The sequence below is a fragment of the Spirosoma aerolatum genome, from assembly GCF_002056795.1.
Lineage (GTDB): Bacteria > Bacteroidota > Bacteroidia > Cytophagales > Spirosomataceae > Spirosoma > Spirosoma aerolatum.
The window spans coordinates 6,120,559-6,136,615 of record NZ_CP020104.1 but is presented as its reverse complement, the minus strand read 5'-3'; the positions used below and the strand labels follow the sequence as shown (position 1 = coordinate 6,136,615).

The following is a 16,057-nucleotide window of genomic DNA, read 5'->3' as shown; positions in this document are numbered from 1 at the left end:
ATTCAAAACAGCCTGAGAGCTCACTGCTTTTGGGCTGTTTTGTTAAGAAACGGTATAACCCTCCAGTACGCGATGGACGCAAAGACTAAAACTCCTTGCGTCCATCGCGTACCGCGGTTTAATGAACGTATTTGGCCTGTTCCAGTGTGAGTTTAAGACCCAGCAGAATAAAGACGCTGCCAGTGGCTTTGGTAAACCATTGCTGAACCGTCGGATTCTGTTTCAGACGATGGCTTAGGCTTGCCGAAAACAGGGCCAGCAGGAGGCACCAGAGGGTTCCCGTGAGCGTAAAGGTTAAGCCCAGCACCAGGAAAGGAAGCGGCTCATGGCTGTATTCCTTTTGAACAAACTGCGGTAGAAAAGCTAGAAAGAATAACGCAGCTTTCGGGTTCAGAATATTGGTTAAAGCACCCGATACAAACAGTTTACCAGGGCTATGAGCTTTATCGGTAGCCTGAATAGCCAGGGTAGCTTTTTCATGAAGCAACATTTTCAGGCCCAGGTAGACCAGGTAGGCAGCACCTGTATATTTGATCACATCGAAGGCCAATTGTGACTCTGCGATGATGGCCGACAGCCCAAAAGCCGCCAGACAACTGTGAAAAAAACAGCCTGCCGAAATCCCTAGCGCCGAATAGATACCCGCCTGCTTTCCCTGCGACAGACTTCGCCCCAGAATATACAGCGTATCTGAACCGGGCGTGATGTTCAGTAAAATGCCCGCTAGCAGGAAGGCCAGATAATTGTCGATGCCGAACATAGGCAGTACGTTTTCGACAGGATTTATTTAATTTGTCAAACCTTGTTTTATCCGGTATATCCTATCGAAGCAACCTATTGGTCTTCGTAGTAATAGCCGAAGATGATGCCCATTTCGTCGTCACTCGTCAGGCCGAAACTAACATCTTTGGCTGTGGTATTCGTATAGGTTATCTCTGAAGTTAGTCCTTCGCCTTTCTTGAGTGCAATCGGTGTTGTAAATGTAACGATGTCGGGATGGGCCCAGTCGGTTGAGGTGAATATTACTTCGCCATCGCGGGTACCGCCTTTGATTTTTATCACAAACTTCGTTCCCAACTGGTGCATGTGCGAAGTCAGTGTCAGAATTTTGCGGGGCTTGTCGAACGTAAATGATTTGGTCAATGTAACCGTTTTTCCGGCCGGGATATTCAGATTTGTATTGCTCAGATTTAATGTCTGCACCACATTGACCACTTTCGATTTATCAACCGTGTAGAAATTAATCTGTGCTTCCCCCTTCATAACCGACGTCGTTTTATTGACGAAGTGCGAGTTTAGGTCGAGCGACGCATTGGCCGGAATGAGTAGAGCCGCACCTTCCGGGAAAACGTAATTCTGGTATTGCGCCTGAGAACCAGCCAGATAAACATGGTTCGACATGCTCAAGGCCGTTACAACATTGAGTGAGTTATCAGCGTTTCGGAGATCACGAATATCGTTCAGGTTGGGAAGCAGACTTTTGTTCGAGAAATCGTAAGCGACAAAATGATGGCTACCACTCCTCATTTTGGTTTCGTACCGGTTTACGTAAATATCGGTTGTATTGCCCACCAGCCGACGGGTAAACAGTTCCCGTTCAAAATTTGGCTGAATGTCGAACGATGGTACCGCCATCTGATAGCCAGTTCCAGTAGCGGGTACCGATAACGATTCGTAGGGTGTTATGGTAACTGTGTTGTCGGTTAGTAAGGTTGCGTCGACTACAGTGCCTGTTTTGGGTGCGCCTGCTTCAATCCACCGCCGGACAAATTCGATCTGGCCATCGGGCAATGTGTTCCCCCCCAAAGGCATCTGGTTGCCATACGATTTCCCGGAGTGGTGGCTGGCCGCAATGTTCAGTTTATGGTAGAGCAGACTTTCCAGCGACGCATAGGCTTTCACCCGTTTCAGGCCATCAGCTTTAGCATTCGAATTTTTCGGATCAACACCTACCAGATTCGCATACGCAACCCCTTCAGCCAGTACCAGGCCGTGTTGAATGAACGTAGCATCTTTCTCCGAAGCGTGGCAACCCGACAGTGCACAGGATGGGGTAAAGATTTTCTGTTGAATCAGATCGAAGGTGGCCGTTTCGGTGGGAGTAGGGGAGTCGGTTGTCGTTTTGCTACACGACACCAGGTTGATCAATATAGCTGATACACCGATACAAAGGCCTAAGCGGGTATAAGTCAGGAAGTTCATAGTCCGTTTCAGGCCAAAAAAGCCCTTCGAAAGATAACGTTATTTCTGCACTTTTCTGTTAAACGCCCATCAATACCGAAGAATGAAATCCTGCTTTGGCTGCTCCTTCCGGAAGAAAACCAGACCTACCCAGAACAAGTCGACCGTTACGCTGACGGATGGATGCGTTTTGATATAGCGCCAAGCCTGTTCCATTTCAGCCGACCAATGAATATCGTCGAATACAAACACCGTGTCGTTATGAATATTGGTCAGGCAGGTTTCAAAATAACGGACAGTAGGTTCATAACGGTGGTTCGCATCGAAGAATACAAAATCGATGGGTGGGCTGGTTGCAACCTGCGGAGCCAGCGTTTCATCCAGATTACCGACAACCAGCGATACATTTTGGAGGCCAAGTTGCTCGAAATTCTGACGGGCAATAGCCGCTGTTTCCGGGCAACCTTCAAACGTCAGAACGTTTCCCTGAAAGGACCGGGTTGCTTCGGCCAGGTAAGCCGTTGTAATACCAAGCGAGGTGCCGAGATCAATAATGGTTCGGGCTTCGAACCGATGGATAAGCCGATACAGCAATCGGCCAAAACGAGCCGGTTTTTGGGAGTTTCGGGCAATATCACCAACCGTACGTTGCCGAGCGGTGTTTACTTTTGAGCCTGCACCAAAGTCTGTAATGGTAATCAGTTGAGGATTCTTCCGAAGCTCCTTTCGAAGTGTCTGAATCGGTTTAAATGCTGCTTTTGCGCCATTCCTGGACCTAATGACCTGTGTATACAGCGAGAAGAGAAATGGAGAATGCAGCGAATGTTCGTCGCGGGCGCGACTTAAGTAACGAAAGTAAGGAAGTAACATAAGGAATGGATAATGTAAGATGTACAATGAATAATGAGGCCGTTGATCAACCTCTCATTCATTATTCATTATCCATTATGCATTTTTCAAAATTAATTAAGTTTGTAGGGCACGACCATCGTAAACTCGGGAATGTTTACGCGAAATTGTTTGCCATCGATAATTCGTTCGATCAGGTAGGTACCCGACATCTTGCCGATGCTCGACCGGAGATTGCAGCCCGATACATATTCGTGCACTTCGCCCGGTTCCAGTACGGGTTGTAGCCCGACAACCCCTTCGCCTTCGACCTCCCGGATCGTCCCGTTTGAATCGAAAATCAACCAATGTCGCCGGAGTAACTGGATGGTATAGTCGCTGGCATTTTCAATCGTGATTCGGTAGGTGAAAACATAATGAGCCTGAAGCGGACTGGAGTAGTCGGCCTGATACTCTGTTTTCACGCTAACTTTTACGCCTTCTGTGACTGACGAAACCATAAATTTAGTATCGTTTGCAACCTAAGAACGAAAATTAAGTTGATTAGTTTTGTTACGCAAGAGCGTTCGCGAAAAAATTTCAAAGAACACCTTGCGCCTGGTTTAGGTCTATAATCTCAAATAACCCTTATCAGTTCCTTATTCATGAATGTATCCATTGCCGAATCGTGGAAAGCTCGGCTGCAACCCGAATTTGATAAACCGTATTTTGTTGAATTAGCTGAGTTTCTACGGCATGAATATAGTACGCAACGTGTTTATCCACCCGGCCGATTGATTTTCAACGCGTTTGATAAATGTAGTTTCGACGATGCACGGGTAGTGATTCTGGGGCAGGACCCTTACCACGGTGAAGGTCAGGCAAACGGGCTCGCGTTTTCAGTAGCGGATGGTATTCCCAAACCGCCTTCGCTGATCAACATCTTCAAGGAAATTCAGGACGATCTGGGTAAACCCATTCCGAAGTCGGGTAATCTCGAACGGTGGGCCCGGCAGGGCGTTATGCTGCTGAACGCTACCCTGACGGTTCGGGCTGGTCAGGCCGGATCGCATCAGGGCAAAGGATGGGAAACCTTTACCGATGCCGTCATTAAACTACTGTCGACCGAAAAACAGCACATTGTATTTATGCTCTGGGGGGCTTACGCACAGAAGAAAGGGGCCGTAATCGACAGTAAAAAGCACTTGGTCTTGAAAGCCAAGCATCCATCGCCCATGGCGGCCAATTACGGGGGCTGGTTCGGCAACAAACATTTTAGTCAGGCAAATGCCTATCTGGAAAGCAAAGGCTTACCGCCAATAGAATGGTAGATTATCTCGTCGTGTAATCCGTTTGCAAGCCGGTGCAGATCCAGTTGGCTAGTGCCTGTCGGTTATCGGCCAGCAGGAACCGTCGTTGATCTTTATCGTTGCGAATGTTGCCCAGTTCAATAAAAACAGTGGGTGGGTGGCTGTTCCGAACAACGTACAGACTGCTTCGGTCCGATACGGTGCCGAGGTAGCTCCGGCCCGGCTGGCTCCGCTTATAACCCGACTTGAAGCTTTTATGGATGTGTTTGGCCAGTTGCTTCCCTACTTTGCTATTTTCGTGGTGGTAAAAAAACACATCGATGTTCTGGCCTTCGCTCCGGCTGTCGACATGGATGGTTACGAAGCGTTGATATCGTTCTTTATGCTTCCGGTGAAGTCGATTGACGGCATCTGTACATTGACGGAGCCGTAGTGTTTGGTTTAAGGGAATGGCCTGATTGGGATAGGCAACCTCATCATGATCCAGTTTCAGGACGCTTCCATCGCGTATGCCATCATTAAGGTCACGAACCATCATGTAGACGGTTGCGCCATGCTCTATCAGATTGCGGGCCAGTCGGATCGTTACATCATAGGCATATTCATCTTCGGCCAACGCATACTTTCCGTAACGACCAATGGCGCCGGGATCAGGTCCACCGTGTCCTGATGCGAGATAGTAAACAGCCCCTCCCAACGTTTGATCTTTAACCATCACATGGGCATATTTAGGCCCCAACAGGGCTATCGAAGTCGAATTGGCTGCTACTTTAGCTGTTACCGATGCCTTTTTAGTCGATTTATGACTGACTGACCGGATTTTGGCTGAACGGGCTCGTTTGGTGGTCGTTGCCGACAGCCGTTTTTTAGCCGAGCGCGTCCGAAGTGCAGATGATTTTTCCTTGCCTTTAGCTACGGCCAACTGATTGTTTCCCTGAACAAGCAATAAAGCCAGTAAAACCAAAAGCGTTATCGAATGGCTGGGACGACGTTGGGGTAATAACTGTTGCATGCTTCGGAGATAAAACGTTTTTGATTCGGACTTAGAACGGACAAAAGAGTCACCAGATTGCATGTATGATAAACCCCTGATTTTGTGGCTCTATGCACAGAATCAGGGGTTGACCGTTTAGTTAGTTGGCTCGTTCGTTAATCAATCGTTCGGAATAGTCGGTTCCAGCGGATCTTATTCCAGATATTAGCCGGGTTCGGATCGAGCGACATCCACACGAAGACGGCTTTTCCAACGATGTGATCTTCGGGAACGAAGCCCCAGAACCGTGAGTCGAGGGAGTTATCGCGGTTATCGCCCATCATGAAATAGTAATCCTGCTTAAACGTATACGACTTGATAGGTTGCCCCGCAATTTTGATACTTGCCGAATCGAGTTCAACTTTTTCGTTACCGTCATAGAGTTGAATAACCGGACCATACAGCGCAATGGTCTGCGGATTGATCTGGATCGTAACCCCTTTTTTCGGGATGGTGAGCGGGCCAAAATTGTCGTGATTCCATTTGAAGGTGGGTGCTCCATAAATCATCGGAGCCGCTTCGCCAGGCTTTTCGGTCATGGGTTCAATGCCTTTTACCCAGTCGAACGCTTTGAATTTGGCAATTACTTCCTCTGTCGTGTTAATGCTGTAACCCACCAGCTTCGACGTTTTGGTCGAATCGTCGTACTGTTCGAGTGGTTTCCAGTTTTCCGTTGGCTGGTTCGGGTCGCGGTAATCATTTACGATGTCGTACTTCCGGAAGAACGTAGCATCGAGTACCTCGGTCGTTTTGACAAAGTATTTCTGTTCCGAACGGGGTGGTTTTGGAAATGGTTTGCCATTGACAAATACCTCACGCATCCGTACTTCAACCACATCGCCCGGAATACCGATGCACCGTTTGATGTAATTGGTTTTCAGATCGACTGGATAATCGATATTGTCGTTGAGGTATTTAGGTGGCACGTTAAACACCACTACATCGCCGTTCTTGACATGCGTAAAACCCGGCAACCGATAGGAGGGAAGCTGAATAAGCGTACTATAAGAGGGAATATCGGTACCCCAGATTTTCTGGTGCGTCAGCGGCACTTGTAAAGGCGTCCGTGGGGTACGCGTACCATAGTGTAATTTGCTGACGAACAGGAAGTCGCCTACCATCAGGCTGTTTTCCATCGAAGGTGTTGGAATGGTAAACGCTTCCATAAACAGCCATCGGATCAGCGTAGCCGCTACAACCGCAAATAAGACGGAATCGAACCATTCCCGAATGGGCGATTTCTTGGTTTTAGCCGGTGCTTCGGCCTTGGTTTTAACTTCAGACACGTTCAATAAGGATGAATTATGAATTATAAATTATCGATGTTGAGTTAGAAAACAATCGGCTACTCACAGAACGAATGACGAAATTACGAAGATGAAACGGTTTTCTTTCACCATTCATCATTTGTCACCGCGCAGATGGCTCCGTTAGCATTCCTAACAGATCGTCCATCCCAAATATGCCCTCACGTCCAACCAGCCACTCAGCCGCTACAACGGCGCCCAGTGCGAATCCTTGCCGGCTGTGGGCTACATGCGTAATATCGATCCGGTCAACGTCTGATTCGTACCGAACAATGTGCGTTCCAGGAACCGTACCTTCACGAAGCGACTTGATTTCAATATCGTCTTCACCCACAATAGCGGGCTCTTTATCGGGTTCGTTGACTACCCAGCGGTGTTTGTGGGGTAATTGTTCCAGTACTCCTTCGGCCAGGGTAATGGCGGTTCCGCTAGGCGCATCTTTCTTTTCGGTATGGTGAATTTCAGTCATCGACACATGGTACGATGGGTAATTCCGCATAAACTGAGCCAGTATTTTGTTCAGTCGGAAGAACAGGTTGACACCAATACTATAGTTTGATGCGTAGAAAAAAGCGCCTTTATTTTCACGGCACAGGGCTTCGATTTCGGTGCGATGGCTCAGCCAGCCGGTTGTTCCGCAAACGACTGGCCAGCCGCGTTTTAAGCAATACGATAGGTTCTCGACTGCCGATTCGGGCGAACTGAATTCAATGACAACATCAACATCGTCGGGTTCGAGATTCGCCAGGTCAGCGTGGTTATCAGCATCGATACGGCCCGCAATCTGGTGACCCCGTTCGAGCGCAATTTGCTCGATGGTCTTACCCATTTTGCCATAGCCAAGCAGAAGTATATTCATATCATTTAAACGTAAACGCTACCCGAACACCGGGGACTAAGCCAATACCGGGGGTAGGTAGCACACTGGGTTCGACGTTCATGGAAATGTCGTCGGATAAATCAAAGGTTTTTAAGTGGGCCGCTACATTGGCTTCAACAATTGAAACCGCATAAAGTGCCACCGATAATAAAACATTTAGGTCTCTGTAGCGCCGATACGTATCGTAGGCATTTTTGGCATTTGTTGCCGTACGGTATTGATACGGACCAATAATGACATACTCTGGTTTGACGTATTCAGCACTTACAAGGGTAGGATCGCCAGTCAGATTGGAGGGATAAATGCCAGTGTCAAGCCCAATGTTATAGGCACCAGCTACCACATCGCCGAACAGGAGTCGACGATAGCCGGTTGCCGCTTCCTGAGCCAGGCCACGGTATTTGACGAACAGATACCCCATAACGGCGTAACCCGCGTATACAAAGGGCATTTTATAGTATTGCCGATTGTAGGCTTGTCCCAGTGCCAGAATGGGAACAAGTGCCCGCATGGTTGCTTTACGGGGCACAATTTTGTGGATCTCACGCTCCTGCTTTGCCGTTAGCCGAACAGTATCGGGGCGATCCAGTGACGTTGAATCGTTTTCGGGAGTCAGGATGGAGGTGCCCACACGAATACCATTTCGGCGTATGGTCGTTGGTATGGAGTCGGAGGCTGAGCGGAGCTGTCGGGTCGAATCCGTTGGGGCCGGTGTGGGAGCGGGTTTAATAGCTGGGCTTTGGGCAAAGAGCGCGCCAGCTGTTAAAACGACTAACAGTGCAGCAATGCATGAAGTTGATAATGAATTCATACATAGACAACGTCCGAACCCATTGGCCTGGATTCGTTGGTCTACCCGTTTAAGGTAATTTAACACGACTAATCGATGTGTTCAACTCTGAGAATTCAGTACTTCCAGGATTTTGGCCAACTCCTCCTGCGAGGTGAACGGAATTTTGATTTCGCCCTTATGCTTCTCGTCGGCTTTGATCGATACGCGGGTACCGAACAGGGAGGATAGCTTGAACTGAAGGCTGCGGATTTCCTGCTTGGGTAGCGTTATCCGCCGATTTTTAGTGGTTTCTTCGATTCCATCGGATAAATTCCGAACGGCTTCTTCCACTTTTCGCACCGACCATTCTTCGTCAACGGCTTTCGTAAAAAGTCGAATTTGTGTTTCAGGATTTTCGATGTTGATAATGGCCCGTGCGTGGCCCATCGAAATTCTATTGTCGCGAAGAGACGCCTGTATCACGGGCGGAAGCTTCAGCAGACGGATGTAGTTATTGACGGTTGTCCGGTTTTTGCCTACCCGTTCGCCTAGCTCTTCCTGCTTCAGACTGCATTCGGTAATGAGTCGCTGATAGCTAAGGGCAATTTCGATGGCGTTGAGGTTTTCACGCTGAATGTTTTCGATTAGCGCCATCTCCAGCATTTGCTGGTCATTGGCTGTGCGGATATACGCAGGTATATGCGTAAGACCGGCTATTTTGGAGGCCTGCAAACGGCGTTCACCAGCAATGAGCTGATAGCGCTCTTTGCCTAGTTGCCGAACAGTAATCGGTTGTATGATACCTTGTGTCCGAATCGAATCGGCAAGTTCCTGGAGAGCTTCTTCATCGAATCGGGTACGAGGTTGAAAGGGGTTCGTTTCAATCAGCGACAGACTGATTTCAGTCATCGTACTGATGGATTCGTACGGAGACGGTTTCGACTGTCGGTTGACCGCTTCGGTATCGTGCAGCAAGGCACCTAAGCCACGGCCCAATCCTATCATCTTCTTATTCGGTGCTTTGGTGTTATCCATGCGTAAAGATGTATGATATAAGATGTATGATATACGATATAGGGTACAGAATGTATGGCCACTGTGGGTGAGCAGGCATCCTTATACGTTATATATCATACACCATACATCATACATATTTTAAGCTTCTTGTGGCATCATGCCATTTTTAATCAAAATCTCACGAGCCAGATTTAAATAACTGACTGCTCCTTTACTGTCGGCATCCTGAGCCAGGGCCGGAACCCCAAAACTGGGTGATTCGCTTAGCCGAATATTTCGCGGAATGATGGTGTTGAACACCATTTGCTGGAAGTGACTTGTTACTTCACTTACCACCTGATTCGACAACCGAACCCGCAAATCATACATGGTCAGCAGAATGCCTTCAATGGCCAGATGCGTATTTAACCGCGACTGGATGATTTTGATCGTGTTCAGTAATTTGCCCAATCCTTCGAGTGCAAAATATTCGCACTGAACCGGAATAATAACCGAGTCAGCAGCCGTTAAACTGTTGATGGTGATCAATCCGAGCGAAGGCGAACAGTCAATGATAATGAAGTCGTACTCATCGCGCAGGCTACCGAGTGCTTCTTTCATCTTATCCTCCCGATTCTGGAGGTTAATCATTTCGATTTCAGCACCTACGAGGTCGATGTGGGAAGGCAGCAGGTCCAGGTTCGGGAAGTCCGTCTGGATAATAGCATCCTGCGGCCGAACACCTTCGACCATGCATTCGTAAATACTGTTTTCGATTTCCTTCGGATTGTATCCCAGTCCCGACGTGGAGTTCGCCTGAGGATCTGCATCAACAATGAGCGTCTGAAATTCGAGGGCGGCCAAACTGGCGGCCAGATTTATCGTTGTTGTAGTTTTACCGACGCCCCCCTTTTGGTTGGCGATAGCAATGACTTTACCCATCGGTCTGTACGTTGCAGGTCCAAAGATGCCGGATAGTTTTCACGAAAGCAAGAAATGTTCCACGGAATGTTCCACAAAATTTTATTCCGTATAAAATGCTCTTGATACAGAGACAAAAAGGGGCAAAAAGTGTCCGATCATGCGAAATGGCTACCATTACGATAAAAAAGGCAGAAAAAAATAATAAAGAATTAATCAGGGTGGGAAGCTAAGGGCTGTGCAACAAGTTGATAAGTGACTGAGCCATTGGGATACATCGTCGGTTTCTTTGGCGAGTTGATATATGTTTGCATACTGTTAAATCGTAAGGCGTATCGTTGCGATTTACCGACGGATAGCGATTCTTTGGCTATCTTTCTGGCTCCGCTGGCAATTGCGTCTTATGAATACCTATTTTACATCAATTCTCTACGGGCTGGCTACCCTGTTTATTGTTACGCTTCTGCAAGGATGCCGTCATTCGTTGAATCCGTCGTCTGGCTACGGACCATCCGCTTACAAAACCGCAACGGATGATAGTACGCTCTACAATCTGAAGTCGCCTTTCCTGATGCCCTATAACCGGATTATCGATGCGGCCGGGCAGTCGGTTAGTTTTGGGGATGCGAGCCAGGAAAATCATAGCCTGGATGCTGTATTGCTTCCCGATGGCAAAACGTTAGCGGTCGAAGATCGGTATGGCGTGGCTTTTTTTGATGCTAACGCCCATCAGCTTATTTCGCGCTGGGAGTATGCCAAAGCCTCGAACCTGCGCGGGAGTATGAGTTCGTTTTCGGGTATAAAAGCCATCGTTCACCACGATTCGACCTATATTTTCTGGGGTGCCGGTGGACGCGGCAAGCCCAATTCGTATGTGGTGCAGGCTGTTTGGGATGGCTCTCGCGCCCGGTTGGTTCGGACGTTTCCGTTTGAGCCGCTGGCTCCAGCTACCATTGCTCTACCGAATGAAGTGGCTGTGCGGGAAGAGTCGGGCGAGTTATATCTATATACGGTGCTTAACGGGAATAATCAGCTCGTAAAAATCCGGGTTAGGGATCAGCACACCATTTGGACGGCTCCTACTGGTGTTGCCCCCTATGGGCTGACATTGCTCGGGCAGAAAGCCTACGTAACTAACTGGGCCGGGCCTGTGCCTGACCCTACCAATGGTTTTGAAACGGCGGGTGTTCCCTGGGGGAGTGCCTACGTTGATCCAAAAACGGGAGCGATGGCACGGGGTACGGTTTCGGTTATTGAGCTTCAGCAGGGTAAACCCGAAACGGAGTTGTCGGTCGGTCTGCACCCCAACGCCATCATTAGCAGCCCCGATGGACGATTTTTGTACGTGGCCAATGGCAATAGCGATCATGTGTCGGTCATTGATGCCCAGAAACAACAGGTGACCGACTCCATTTTTGTCGGATTATTCAACCGGGGTAATGGCTACATCGGCAGCACGCCCAATGCACTGGCTATCGATCCGCAGGGAACGACGCTGTATGTGGCCAATGGTATGGATAACGCCGTCTGTGTGGTTGCGCTGGGGAAGACTGCCTCAACAAACGGTAAAGATAACCATCAGATTAAAGGGTATATTCCGACGCAGGCGTATCCATCCGGGCTGGTGCTCAACAACGGCGAAATCTACGTAACGAATCTGGAAGCGATTGGCCCCCGAATTGCGAATCCCGTCGATCAGGGTGGAAAGCCGACCAAAAAGGAACTGAGCGCCTTTAACTCGCACAAGCAACTGGCTTCCATCTCGTTCATTCCGCTGCCAACGGAGAGTCAGCTAGACGTCTACACAGATAAAGTCAAACAGCAGAGTCTTCAGTTTCGGCTTTCGCTGACCGAACAGGCTCCCCGGCCTAATGTGGCCCCTCGGCCCGTTCCTGAGCGAATTGGTGAGCCATCGGTTTTTAAGCATGTACTCTACATCATTAAAGAAAACCGGACGTATGACCAGGTACTGGGCGACATGCCGGAGGGAAAAGGAATGCCTGATCTCTGTATTTTCGGTGATAGCGTAACGCCCAACCAGCACCGGATTGCCCGTGACTATCTGCTCATGGATAATTACCACGTATCGGGCAAATCGTCGGCGGAGGGCCACCATTGGGCCAGTGCTGCTATGGTGACCGATTATACCGAGAAGAACGTCCGGGCTTGGTTCCGAAGCTATCCCCACGTCTTATACGATGCATTAGTGTATGACAAAAAAGGGCTGATCTGGAATAATGCGCTTGATCACGGCAAAACCGTTCGGCTCTATGGGGAAGCCTGTACCTGCCATTTCGATAGCAAGCAGTATAACTGGAAAAATCTCTACCAGATGCGTCAGGAGAGCAAGCCATTCTCCTATACGAATACCACGACCATTTCGCGCATCCGGCCCTATTTGTCGATGGACTTTCCAGGTTGCGACGATGAGAATATCAGTGACCAGATGCGGGCTGATGCGTTTATCAAGGAACTGAAGGAAATTGAAGCGAACCCCAATGCCGATCTGCCGAACCTGATGGTGATGTCGCTGCCCAACGACCATACGTCGGGCTTGAACCCTGCGTTTCCGGTGCCCAGGGCCATGGTAGCTGATAACGATCTGGCGGTGGGCCGGATTGTCGACGCCATTACGCACAGCCGCTTTGCCGCATCGACGGTCATTTTCATTACGGAAGATGATTCTCAGGCGGGTTGGGACCACGTATCGGCTTACCGAACAACAGGCTATATCGTCAGTCAGTATTCCCGCCTGAAGAAAACCGTTCATACGAATTACAACCAGACATCGATGGTCAGAACGATGGAGCAGATTCTGGGATTGCCGCCCATGAATGTGATCGACGCAACGGCCCTGCCTATGTTCGACTGTTTTACTGACCAGCCCGATCGATCATTTGCGTACAAGGTTCTGCCTAACCGGGTCAATCTGGCCGAAATGAACCCATCACCAACCGGGTTGAAAGGACCAGCACTTCGGTTTGCCAACCAGTCCATCAAGCATGGGTTTTACCAGATTGACCGTGGACACGATGACCTGCTGAACCGAATTTTATGGTTTGCGGCCAAGGGTAAAAAACGGTATCCCGCCGAACTGGCAGGAGCCGAGGAGGAAGATGACGACGATTAGATTTTAATTTTCTAACAGTATCCACAAGATTTGCAGGATGAATTTTGCACCATATCAATCTTGCAATCTTGAGAATCCTGTGTGAGGGAGGGTTTAAGAACCCGCCCAGCGAGGTAGGTAAACTGCTGACTTGAGCCAACTCCTTAGATTTGATCACGCCCTAAATATGTCAATCATGGTTAATCGTTCTGGTATTATTTACAGTCTCGGTGTGCTGCTGGCTCTCCTGCTGGCTGGTAGCTGCCGACGAAATGTTTCGTCCTCAGACGAGGCCGAAGCCTACCAAAAACTAGCGGCTACGCGGGTGAAGCTGCCCAATGGCTGGGCGTTGACCCCACCGGGTCGCAGCCTCAAACTCGACGATCTGCCGCTTAACCTGGTTGTATCGCCATCGAAGAAATACCTGGCCGTTACCAACAATGGGCAGAGTACGCAGAGTATTACCCTGATCGATGCCCAAACCGAGCAAATTATCGATACCGCTAAAGTCGGGAAAGCCTACCTCGGACTGGCCTTCAGCGATGATGAAAAATGGATCTATGCATCGGGTGGGAATGACAATAAAATTCTGGTGTATAAACTCAACAACGGCGATCTGCAAGCCGATGAACCGATCAGTTTGGGCAAGCCGTGGCCGGTGAAAATTTCTCCGGCAGGACTGTGTGTCGATGCCGCTAAAAACCGGCTGTACGTTGTCACGAAAGAGGATAGCTCACTCTATATTGTCGATACAAAAGCCCGGAAAACCGTTCAGAAATTGAATCTGGGAGCGGCTGCGTACACCTGCCTGCTCTCGCCCGATAAAACGGAACTGTTTGTGTCAGTATGGGGAGGGGCAAAAGTGCTGGTTATTAACACCGCCACCCAGGCCGTAACCGCTGAGATCGCGACCAACAAAAATCCGAACGACCTGTTGCTGACCCGCGATGGGAAGTACTTGTTTGTGGCCAATGGGAACGATAACACTGTCGCCCTGCTTGATGTGGCAAAACGGCAGGTCATCGAAACCCTCACTGCATCGCTTTTTCCCAATGCACCCGTAGGCACTACGCCGAACGGACTCGCCCTGAGCGACGACGAAAATACCTTGTACATTGCCAATGCGGATAATAACTGTCTGGCAGTTTTCGATGTAACCCGAAAAGGGCACAGCCAGTCCAGCGGATTTATTCCAACGGGCTGGTATCCGACGGCCGTTAAAGTAATTGGGTCAAAAATCTTTGTAACCAACGGGAAAGGGTTTTCATCGCAGGCGAACCCGCGTGGGCCAAACCCCGTTCGTACGCGAACTCCACAGCAGGTGGGCCCTAATCCACAGGCCAATCCGGGACCGGTGCAGTACATCGCTGGGCTATTCAAGGGAACCCTTTCCATCATCGACAGGCCCGATGCGGGGCTGCTATCGGCTTACTCGCGACTGGTGTATGCCAATACGCCCTATACCAAACGGAAAGAGCTTCAGGCCGAAGGCGAACCCGGCAACCCGATTCCGATGCGGGTAGGCGACAAATCTCCGATCAAATATGTGTTTTATGTCATCAAGGAAAATCGGACCTACGACCAGATTCTGGGTGATATGGCGGAAGGAAACGGCGACGCCAGTCTGTGCCTGTTCCCGCAGAAAGTAACTCCAAACCAACATGCCCTGGCGAAAGAGTTTGTGCTGCTTGATAATTTCTACGTCGATGCTGAGGTCAGTGCCGATGGACATAACTGGTCGTCCGCAGCGTATGCGAACGATTACGTCGAAAAAAACTGGGTGACGAGCTATGGCGGTAGGGGCGGTACTTACGATTACGAAGGACAGAAAGAAATTGCCTACCCGCGCGACGGCTTCATCTGGAATCACTGCGAGCGGGCCGGAATTTCGTACCGAAGCTACGGCTGGTTTACCGATGAAAAACCGAAAGATAAGGTATTGCAGGGACATTACTGCCCCGATTTTAAAGGGTTCGACCTGGGATATCTGGACATAAAACGGGAAGAGGCCTGGGAGAACGAGTTCGATAAGCTGGTGGCAACTGGCAACCTTCCCCGGCTGAGCACCATTCGTATGGGTAACGATCATACGTCGGGGGCTCGCGTCGGATTACCCACGCCCGATGCCGCTGTAGCCGACAACGATCTGGCCGTTGGTCGACTGGTGGAGCATCTCTCGAAAAGCCCCATCTGGAATGAATCGGTTGTTTTTATCCTGGAAGATGACGCACAGAATGGTCCTGATCACGTAGATGCCCACCGATCCATTGCGTTCGTGGCTGGAGGGTTTGTTAAACGAGGGTTTGTCGACCATACCATGTATTCGACCTCGGGGATGCTACGAACTATCGAACTGATTTTAGGCCTGAAACCCATGAGTCAGTACGATGCGGCAGCTACACCCATGTGGCGGTGCTTCTCGAAAAAAGTGGATGCTACACCCTTCAAATCACGCGAAGCGGGCATCGATCTGAACGAGAAAAACGTAGCGGTTAATTACAACTCGAAGCGGTCTCAGCAATTCAACCTGACCCATCCCGACGATATCGACGATCTCATCTTCAGCGAAATTGTCTGGCAAACAGTCCGTGGACCGAAGAGTGTCATGCCTGCTCCTCGTCGTGGGGCATTCGTTCGCCTGGGCAAAGGCATGGATGGCGACGAGGAAGAAGGCGATGATGACGATTAAGGGATCAGCCAAATGCCTTATCTTATAAATG

Annotated in this window: 13 protein-coding genes; 3 read left to right on the top strand and 10 right to left on the bottom strand. The window is 49.4% G+C overall.

Annotated elements, in window-relative coordinates:
• Positions 1–118: 118 nt before the first annotated feature.
• The 4 genes from B5M13_RS25450 to apaG form a co-directional block, all read right to left on the bottom strand.
• Positions 119–760, bottom strand: coding sequence for a LysE family translocator (locus B5M13_RS25450; protein WP_080058349.1), 642 nt, complete (start codon positions 758–760; stop codon positions 119–121).
• Between the two features lie 74 nt (positions 761–834).
• A complete protein-coding gene (locus tag B5M13_RS25445; protein WP_080058348.1) occupies positions 835–2,202 on the bottom strand; it encodes a monooxygenase in 1,368 nt (455 codons plus the stop codon).
• Positions 2,203–2,271: 69 nt separating this feature from the next.
• On the bottom strand, positions 2,272–3,051 hold the full coding sequence (locus B5M13_RS25440; RefSeq protein ID WP_080058347.1) for an O-methyltransferase: 780 nt from the start codon (positions 3,049–3,051) through the stop codon (positions 2,272–2,274).
• 92 nt (positions 3,052–3,143) lie between these two features.
• Positions 3,144–3,530 carry a Co2+/Mg2+ efflux protein ApaG gene (gene apaG / locus B5M13_RS25435; RefSeq protein WP_080058346.1) on the bottom strand — a complete coding sequence of 129 codons (387 nt, stop codon included), beginning with the start codon at positions 3,528–3,530 and terminating at the stop codon, positions 3,144–3,146.
• Between the two features lie 144 nt (positions 3,531–3,674).
• Here apaG and ung point away from each other — a divergent pair, with 144 nt between their 5' ends.
• The gene (gene ung, locus B5M13_RS25430) at positions 3,675–4,340 is read left to right on the top strand and encodes a uracil-DNA glycosylase (protein ID WP_080058345.1); all 666 of its coding nucleotides are present in this window, start codon (positions 3,675–3,677) and stop codon (positions 4,338–4,340) included.
• A 1-nt stretch (position 4,341) separates the two neighbouring features.
• Here the strand turns inward: ung and B5M13_RS25425 are convergent, their stop codons facing one another.
• From B5M13_RS25425 to B5M13_RS25400, 6 genes are all read right to left on the bottom strand, one after another.
• Positions 4,342–5,331, bottom strand: coding sequence for an N-acetylmuramoyl-L-alanine amidase family protein (locus B5M13_RS25425; RefSeq protein WP_080058344.1), 990 nt, complete (start codon positions 5,329–5,331; stop codon positions 4,342–4,344).
• 137 nt (positions 5,332–5,468) lie between these two features.
• A complete protein-coding gene (gene lepB, locus B5M13_RS25420; RefSeq protein WP_080060077.1) occupies positions 5,469–6,638 on the bottom strand; it encodes a signal peptidase I in 1,170 nt (389 codons plus the stop codon).
• Between the two features lie 124 nt (positions 6,639–6,762).
• Entirely contained in the window at positions 6,763–7,518 is a 756-nt protein-coding gene (dapB, locus tag B5M13_RS25415; RefSeq protein ID WP_080058343.1) for a 4-hydroxy-tetrahydrodipicolinate reductase, read from the bottom strand.
• Between the two features lies 1 nt (position 7,519).
• On the bottom strand, positions 7,520–8,350 hold the full coding sequence (locus B5M13_RS25410; RefSeq protein WP_080058342.1) for a DUF5683 domain-containing protein: 831 nt from the start codon (positions 8,348–8,350) through the stop codon (positions 7,520–7,522).
• A gap of 81 nt (positions 8,351–8,431) precedes the next feature.
• Positions 8,432–9,346, bottom strand: coding sequence for a ParB/RepB/Spo0J family partition protein (locus tag B5M13_RS25405; protein WP_080058341.1), 915 nt, complete (start codon positions 9,344–9,346; stop codon positions 8,432–8,434).
• A 120-nt stretch (positions 9,347–9,466) separates the two neighbouring features.
• Positions 9,467–10,249 carry a ParA family protein gene (locus B5M13_RS25400; protein WP_020594914.1) on the bottom strand — a complete coding sequence of 261 codons (783 nt, stop codon included), beginning with the start codon at positions 10,247–10,249 and terminating at the stop codon, positions 9,467–9,469.
• 382 nt (positions 10,250–10,631) lie between these two features.
• Between B5M13_RS25400 and B5M13_RS25395 the strand changes: the two genes are divergently transcribed.
• Together B5M13_RS25395 and B5M13_RS25390 are read left to right on the top strand one after the other, a co-directional pair.
• Positions 10,632–13,358 (top strand): alkaline phosphatase family protein, encoded by a 2,727-nt coding sequence (locus tag B5M13_RS25395; RefSeq protein WP_080058340.1) that lies wholly within the window; start codon positions 10,632–10,634, stop codon positions 13,356–13,358.
• A 175-nt stretch (positions 13,359–13,533) separates the two neighbouring features.
• The gene (locus tag B5M13_RS25390) at positions 13,534–16,026 is read left to right on the top strand and encodes an alkaline phosphatase family protein (RefSeq protein WP_080058339.1); all 2,493 of its coding nucleotides are present in this window, start codon (positions 13,534–13,536) and stop codon (positions 16,024–16,026) included.
• Positions 16,027–16,057: the final 31 nt, after the last annotated feature.